Source organism: Pseudoalteromonas sp. A25, from assembly GCF_009176705.1.
GTDB lineage: Bacteria > Pseudomonadota > Gammaproteobacteria > Enterobacterales > Alteromonadaceae > Pseudoalteromonas.
This window is the reverse complement of record NZ_AP021846.1, coordinates 268,065-275,000: the sequence shown is the minus strand read 5'-3', so window position 1 is coordinate 275,000 and position 6,936 is coordinate 268,065. Positions and strand designations below refer to the sequence as shown.

Annotated in this window: 8 protein-coding genes (1 of these 8 cut by a window edge); 3 read left to right on the top strand and 5 right to left on the bottom strand. The window is 40.4% G+C overall.

The genetic code is table 11. The features are described 5' to 3' along the window. Window positions 1-42, top strand: partial view of an RNA recognition motif domain-containing protein gene (locus GDK41_RS01300; RefSeq protein WP_152084715.1) — the 3' portion only. The gene continues 426 nt to the left of window position 1, outside the view; 42 of the gene's 468 nt are visible here — the last part of the coding sequence; its start codon lies off the left edge, out of view; it ends in the stop codon at window positions 40-42. Here the strand turns inward: GDK41_RS01300 and murI are convergent. Together murI and GDK41_RS01290 are read right to left on the bottom strand one after the other, a co-directional pair. Further along, a complete protein-coding gene (gene murI / locus GDK41_RS01295) occupies window positions 32-811 on the bottom strand; it encodes a glutamate racemase (protein WP_152084714.1) in 780 nt (259 codons plus the stop codon). The two genes, GDK41_RS01300 and murI, sit on opposite strands and share 11 nt — an antisense overlap. 62 nt (window positions 812-873) lie before the next feature. Then, the gene (locus tag GDK41_RS01290) at window positions 874-1,974 is read right to left on the bottom strand and encodes a DUF5610 domain-containing protein (RefSeq protein ID WP_152084713.1); all 1,101 of its coding nucleotides are present in this window, start codon (window positions 1,972-1,974) and stop codon (window positions 874-876) included. Between the two features lie 183 nt (window positions 1,975-2,157). Between GDK41_RS01290 and trmA the strand changes: the two genes are divergently transcribed. Continuing rightward, complete coding sequence (trmA, locus tag GDK41_RS01285; RefSeq protein ID WP_152084712.1) at window positions 2,158-3,255, top strand: tRNA (uridine(54)-C5)-methyltransferase TrmA; 1,098 nt, start codon at window positions 2,158-2,160, stop codon at window positions 3,253-3,255. A gap of 238 nt (window positions 3,256-3,493) precedes the next feature. Next, entirely contained in the window at window positions 3,494-4,603 is a 1,110-nt protein-coding gene (locus GDK41_RS01280) for an RNA polymerase sigma factor (RefSeq protein WP_152084711.1), read from the top strand. Window positions 4,604-4,655: 52 nt separating this feature from the next. Here the strand turns inward: GDK41_RS01280 and GDK41_RS01275 are convergent, their stop codons facing one another. The 3 genes from GDK41_RS01275 to GDK41_RS01265 are packed head-to-tail and all read right to left on the bottom strand — an operon-like array spanning window position 4,656 to window position 6,924. After that, on the bottom strand, window positions 4,656-5,285 hold the full coding sequence (locus GDK41_RS01275; RefSeq protein ID WP_152084710.1) for a thiol:disulfide interchange protein DsbA/DsbL: 630 nt from the start codon (window positions 5,283-5,285) through the stop codon (window positions 4,656-4,658). Between the two features lie 15 nt (window positions 5,286-5,300). Next, window positions 5,301-5,933, bottom strand: coding sequence for a thiol:disulfide interchange protein DsbA/DsbL (locus GDK41_RS01270; RefSeq protein ID WP_152084709.1), 633 nt, complete (start codon window positions 5,931-5,933; stop codon window positions 5,301-5,303). A gap of 16 nt (window positions 5,934-5,949) precedes the next feature. Continuing rightward, complete coding sequence (locus GDK41_RS01265; protein ID WP_152084708.1) at window positions 5,950-6,924, bottom strand: serine/threonine protein kinase; 975 nt, start codon at window positions 6,922-6,924, stop codon at window positions 5,950-5,952. Window positions 6,925-6,936 lie beyond the last annotated feature (12 nt).

The window sequence follows — 6,936 nt, the reverse complement described above, 5'->3', positions numbered from 1 at the left end:
AAGCAAAAGCAATTCGATAATGAAGAAGAAGCTAACAGTTAAGAGACATTGCTTGTAGTTCAATCTGACTGTTAAAAACCAGGTTATCAGGAGCCGTTGCATAGAATTGTAACGGCTTTTTATTGGTCCCTTCTAACACTTCTAGTTTATTACTAAGCAAAAATTTGACGCGCTTAGCGATTGCAGCACCAGAATCTATTAACTCTACACTATGACCATAATATTGGCTCAGCTGTGCTTTAAGTATCGGGAAGTGCGTGCAACCAAGTACAATGCGGTCTACTTTTTCACTAATATCGATCAACGCTAACTCATCGTGTAACTGACCTACATCAAACGAGCCTTGCCAATAGAGCTGTTCGGCCAGTGAAACCAGTTTTGTGGATTGATGTAAGTCTACTTGGCAATCTTTTGCATATTCTCTAATTAAAGATTGTGTATACGCGTTACTGGAGGTTGCAGGTGTAGCCAACAACGCGATATGTTTTTTTTGACTGCTCAAAACCGCAGGCTTTATTGCTGGTACGACCCCTACGATTGGAATGTCTGTCAATTCTCGCGTTGTTGCCAAAGCATGTGTCGAAGCCGTATTACATGCAATAACAATCAAATCAACAGGAACACTTAGCTGGTTAGCACGTTTGACTAGACAAGCCAAACGCGCTTGGATTGTTTGCTCTGATTGCAAGCCATAAGGAAGCAGTGCATTATCCATCACATAACTATATTCAGCCGTCGGCACTAATAATTTAATATGCTCTAAGACACTTGTACCACCAACGCCCGAATCAAAAACCAAAATGTGTGGCAAACTACAACAACTCCAATCTATACAATCCGTAGCAGTTTGCCATGACACATCTTAAAAATAAATTACTTCTTCTGTTGCTCACGCGCATTTAACTGCTCAAAGAAGCCTTTTGCATAATCTAGAAATTCATTCAAGCGTGCTTGTCCTTCATTAAGCCAAGCTAGAATATCTGGCAGTTGCTGTTCGATTCCTAATTTCTTGCCTTGATCGTGCACATTCTCTAATTGCTTATCAAGCGGTTGAAGCTCTTTTTCAATATCTTTCAATGGGTTTGATTGCTGGTATTGGCTAATCGCCGCAGTGGTTTTTGATTGACGTAAGTCCATCGTAAAGTTAGTGATCTGATCACTGTCAATATTGAGTGATTTTGCTTTATCGAGTGCATCATCATACGCACCAGAGAAAAATGAATCACTGACATTACGGACATCTTTCATCATTTCATTAATAGCCTGTTGCTCTTGCAGGTTTAACTCGCCATTGACGGATATTGAAAAGCTCACTTCATGGTTACTTTGTTGCCCAACAGCAAGTCCATAATCGTTCCCTTTTTGGCTGTAAGCCGCTGCCTGTGACTCCGAGCGAACATCACTAAAGCTTATCTTAACTTCGTCCCCTTCTGCGGTGGTAAAACTATACTCGGCCTGATTAGATAAACTTGCGTACTGTGCTTGTGATATTTGCATTGATTGTGATTTCGGACTAAACAGAGATTCCTCAAAATCATCTAAGCCATTAAAAATCCCTTCTTTTGCCTTCTCAATCCCTTGCTCTATTTCTTCATTAAACGCATTAACACCTTTGAGCTCTTCCGTTGCTTCATCTATACCCATTTGTACGCCCTTGCGTGCAGCTCCAAGCATATCTTTTAAAACATCGTCGTCTTTGCCATCCGCTTTTGCGCGTTTAACCGCTGCAGTAACAAAATCTAAGACATTTTTGGTTATCGCATCAAAATCAAATAGTGGTTTTTCTTTTTCTGCCTTTTTCTCTATACCCAATGCTTGGGCGAGTTTGTCATCTAATACCATTGCAGCCAGTTTATTTTTGTCTCCAAAGTAGCTATCTGAATTCAATTTAATACTAGGCACAAACGTATGAGGTTTGTTTGCTTTGTTTGTCATTGCTGGGTTAAGCAATTGATGTAATTGTCCTATCTTCATAACATGGCTCCAAATATCACGGTCACTCTGCGTAAAGCACAACCATACGTTCCTTGTTATCGACCAAAATCAACTAAGCTGTAGTGTTTAGTATAAAAAAGAAACAATTTTTATGCGATAAACTGGACAAATTCGCAATGCTCCCTACAATAGCGCCTCTGGTTTTGTAAGGTACTTGTAATTATGGCTGTCATTCTGATCGATACTTCTGTCTACGAGCAACAGCTCGCAGAAAAACAACAACGCATCAGCGAGCAATTCGCAAAGTTTAATGCACCAGAACTGGAAGTGTATGACTCACCTAAAACGCAGTATAGACAGCGCGCAGAGTTTAGAGTTTGGCATGAAGGTGATGATCTTTTTCACATTATGTTTGATCAACAAACCAAACAAAAAATACGCGTAGATCAATTTGACCCTGCAGCACCACTGATCCAAGAAATGATGCAAGTGATGATGGATAAACTGCGTCATAATGAAGTGCTTCGCAGAAAACTCTTTCAAATAGATTACCTATCGACACTAAGTGGCGAAATCTTAGTTAGCCTTTTGTACCACAAACCACTTGATGAGCATTGGCAAAGTGCCATGCAGCAATTGCGTCAAGAGCTACAAAAAACTTATAAGATTGACTTTATTGGTAGAGCAAGAAAACAAAAAGTTGTTTTTGGCGATGACTTTGTCACTGAGAAACTAAACGTCAATGATCAAACGCTCATTTATCAACAAGTCGAAAACAGCTTCACTCAGCCTAACGCAAAAGTAAATGAGAAAATGCTTGCTTGGGCTCAGTCGATATGCGCGCCGCTGAAAAATGATTTGTTGGAGCTTTACTGCGGTAATGGTAATTTTTCTATCGCACTTGCGGACAGTTTCAATAAAGTTCTAGCAACAGAAATATCAAAATCGTCGGTACATTCAGCGCAATATAATATTGCGGCCAATAAAGTTGAAAATCTAGATATCATTCGTATGTCTAGTGAAGAATTTACGCAAGCCATGAAGGGAGAGCGTTCTTTTTCAAGGCTTAATGGTATAAATCTGCAAGATTATCACTGCCAAACCATTTTGGTTGACCCGCCACGTGCAGGAATGGATGAACTGACTTGCAGACTGGTTGCCAACTACGACAATATTATTTATATCTCTTGTAATCCAGACACATTAGAACGTGATCTAGAACTACTTTGCGAGACGCACACAGTGTCACGCATTGCGATTTTTGATCAATTCCCTTACACCCACCATGTTGAGTCCGGTGTATTTTTACAGCGCAAATAAGATCTGGTACCTGCCCTAACCTCTGTGATTGGGGCATATTCTTAAAAAAACTCAAAAATATTGTCACAAACTCCGTTTTACCTGTGCCTTTGTAAGGCGCTTTAATTAAAAAGGAATAAAACGGATGAACCAAACAACCTTTCACCACTTCATAGCACTCAAATGGTCAGACTCTAAACGTATAGACACAGCACAGAGAGTCACGCAAACTAGCAACGAACCTAAGTGAGGAACAGTTATGAATATATCAAGTTTCGAGCAACAACTTGAAAATAATGTGCTAAAAGCCCGACAAGGGGATATAAACGCATTTAACAAATTAGTCGCAGTTACCACTAGCACAGTCGACAGTATCGCATTGGCAATTACCAAAGATAGAGATGCCACTCAAGATGTCAGTCAGCAGGTCTTTTTAAAGGCTTGGCAAGACTTAGCAAAGCTCAAAAATAATCATAGCTTTTTACCATGGATAAGGCAGATCACTCGGCATACCGCAATAAACTTCTTACGTGATAACAAAAGCCATATCGTTTTTAATGAAGAGCGGCTACAAGCGTGCCTTGAGACTCTCAGTACACAGCAGCATATTCAGGAAATTAATCTGCTTAAGTCTGAGCAACGTGACATTGTGCACGCACTCATTAGCAATTTGCCAGATGAAAGCAGAGAAATAGTTATACTGTTTTATCGTGAAGCACAAGATAGCAAAGCAGTTGCGACATTGCTTGGGCTATCCGATAGCAATGTACGAAAACGCCTTCAACGTGCTCGTGAACTACTTAAGGAACAAGTGTTAGCGCGCTATGGCCAAATTTTACTTTCATCCGCACCGGTGAGTATTATTAGCTTAACGAGCCTTACGACATCAACGACAGCTAGTGCAGCTAGTGCAGCTAGTGCAGCTGGTTCAAAACTACTCTCTGGTAGCGTAGGGAAAGTGTCATTGATATTTTCGGGCGCTTTTATTGGCGGCCTCGCAGCACTATTGGCCAACATAATGAATACTCATTGCGTAGCATCACTATGTCGCGATAACAAAACAAAAAATAGCATTAAGCAATCGGGTAAACTTAACTCCCTTGGTATCATTATTTGTACGTTGGTGATGGCAATAGGATATACATATACCGAGGGTTGGTTTATGCCAGCAATTGCCTATCTTTTATTGGCGATATTTTTATCTTTAGGCCAGTACAATGTGCACCAAGCGCTGTTTTCAAAAAATGCCAAGTTTGGTGTCAAATCTCATGTTATTGGCTTAGCAGGATTAGTCTTAGGATTATTAAGTGGTGCTGCAGGTCTATATTACGGCCTAGAAAATAGCGGTCGTTTAGTTCGTTTATTTTAAATAGCAAAAAGCCTCGTTAAGAGGCTTTTTAATGTTACACACTCAGTCACTATTACTTAGCAGCTAAATAGTTGATCAAAGCGCTGATCTGCTCAGGTGTTGTGGTTTTAGATTCACGTAATAGTAGCTTGTATTTACCATTAACGATAAACATTGGAACACCAGTCAGTGCACCTTTTTCTTGCAGTTGCTCTTGCATACGAGTCATACGAGACGCTTTTGTACGTACGGCAAAACTTTTATACAACTTATCAAATTTAGTCGCATCAACGCCCTGCGAAACAAAAATATCTTTAATATCAGCAAGCTCATTTATTTTTCCACGCTTTGCGTGAATATGAGAAAACAGCGCTGAAACAACAGCATCTTTTTGTGGTAATACCGCAGCGGTTGCTAATGCGTTCGCCATTAACTCTTGTATTTCTGGATCGCGAGGACCCACAAAGTTTACATGACTCTTTTTGAATTTTACGTCTTTGTCTAATTTTGGTTTAAACTCAGCAATGAGCGGTTCAAATGCATTACAAGCCGGGCAGTAAAATGAAAAGTACTCGGTTACTTCTGGCTTTTTGGTGCCTCGCTCAGCTACTACCTCGTAGTGCACACCTTCTTCAAACTGAGCTGCATTTGCTAACATAGGCAACATCATCGCCACCGCAGCTGCTTTAATGAACTTCAACATATCTTTCTCCAATCCTTATTTCTCTAGCAAGTATTTTACTAATGACTCTAATTCAGCTTGGCTTTTCAGCTCCTTCATATTGATCTTGTACTTGTCGCTTACAATAAATGTAGGAACTCCGCTCAGAGCGCCAAGCTTTCCAAATAGTTCTTGCTGATCCTGCATCTTTTTCTCTGCCGCAATCACCAACATACTACTCATGCTTTGATCAAACTCTTTTTCACTGATACCGTTTAGTTCCAATAGTTTTTTCACATCTTTAATATCTGAAAAATTCACCTTCTTCTGATGAATACTCTCAAATATTTGCGCTGCTACTTGCTTTTCCTTGCCAAATTGCTGCGCGATGATATACGCATAGCTAAGGTTGCTCTGCACTTGTGCAGGTAACCCACCCAAAAAGTTCACATGGCTTTTTTCAAATGTGGCACCTTTAGGCAAGTTTTGTTCAAGCGCTAAAGCAACGGGTTCAAATTGATAACAATGAGGGCAGTAGAACGAGAAAAACTCAGTGACTTTTGGGGTGTCACTTTTTTTATTATCGATGGTTTGATAATGCTTACCATCAGCAAAGTCTGCAGCATTTACCGCAAATGCCAACATGGGTATAAACAGTAGCAAAAGGGATTGTTTTATTGTTTTAAACATGGATATCTCTCAATTTTTATGGAATTAATCTCAGCGCAGGTTCATGTAACGTGGCAAACTGCTCTTTTAGTGCCAAAATCTGTTGTTCCCAGTATTTGTCAGTTGCAAACCACGAAAAGTTCCGTGGAAAAGCAGGATCTTGCCAACGAGTGGCAATCCACCCCATATAATGCACCATACGCATAGCACGCAGCGGTTCAATTAAACTTAACTGACGCTGATCAAACGCGTTAAACTCTTCATAACCCGACAATAACGTATCGAGTTGTATTATCTGTTCTTGCTGGTCACCATTTAGCATCATCCATAAGTCTTGGATCATCGGGCCTTGTCGACAGTCATCTAAGTCAACCAACATTAAACTATCACCAGCCCAGAGAATATTGCCAGCATGACAGTCTCCATGCAAACGGATCTGCTCAACTTGATGATATTGTTGCTGTGTTTTGTCAATTAAATGATCAAGAATGGTAACAAAAGAAGTTTCCAAATGCATTGGAAGCAATTGGCTATTAAGTAAAGCATCCCTTGCATTGTATAGATAATCTTGGCAATTAATACTAGGGCGGTGTTGAAATTGCTGCGTACCAGCAACACTGTGCATACGACCAATGTAACGACCTAGTATTTCTAAACTATCCAAGTTGTCCATCTCAAATTGGCGCCCACCGACGCTTGGAAACAGCGCAAAGCGATAACCTTGATAGTGAAACAGACTGTCACCATCACGCACGATTGGCGCAACCACTGGCACCTCAGCATCTTGCAGACTAAATGCAAACTGATGCTCTTCTAAAATTTGCTCGTCACTCCAACGATGTGGCCGATAGAATTTAGCGACATAGCGGCGATTATCATCAGCTTTAAACTGATACACCCTGTTTTCATAGCTGTTTAGCGCCAATAATCCTGACTCGGGATATACGCCCACGCTCTCAATAGCATCTAAAATGAAATCAGGGGTTAGGTTTGCAAAGCTAAATTCGCTCATAATTCTCTCTAG

What these genes read in the sequence shown, in the direction of transcription:
- GDK41_RS01290 (WP_152084713.1), bottom strand. Translation starts at nt 1,974, where the DNA reads ATGAAGATAGGACAATTACATCAATTGCTTAACCCAGCAATGACAAAC.
- trmA (WP_152084712.1), top strand. Translation starts at nt 2,158, where the DNA reads ATGGCTGTCATTCTGATCGATACTTCTGTCTACGAGCAACAGCTCGCA.
- GDK41_RS01280 (WP_152084711.1), top strand. Translation starts at nt 3,494, where the DNA reads ATGAATATATCAAGTTTCGAGCAACAACTTGAAAATAATGTGCTAAAA.
- GDK41_RS01275 (WP_152084710.1), bottom strand. Translation starts at nt 5,285, where the DNA reads ATGTTGAAGTTCATTAAAGCAGCTGCGGTGGCGATGATGTTGCCTATG.
- GDK41_RS01270 (WP_152084709.1), bottom strand. Translation starts at nt 5,933, where the DNA reads ATGTTTAAAACAATAAAACAATCCCTTTTGCTACTGTTTATACCCATG.
- GDK41_RS01265 (WP_152084708.1), bottom strand. Translation starts at nt 6,924, where the DNA reads ATGAGCGAATTTAGCTTTGCAAACCTAACCCCTGATTTCATTTTAGAT.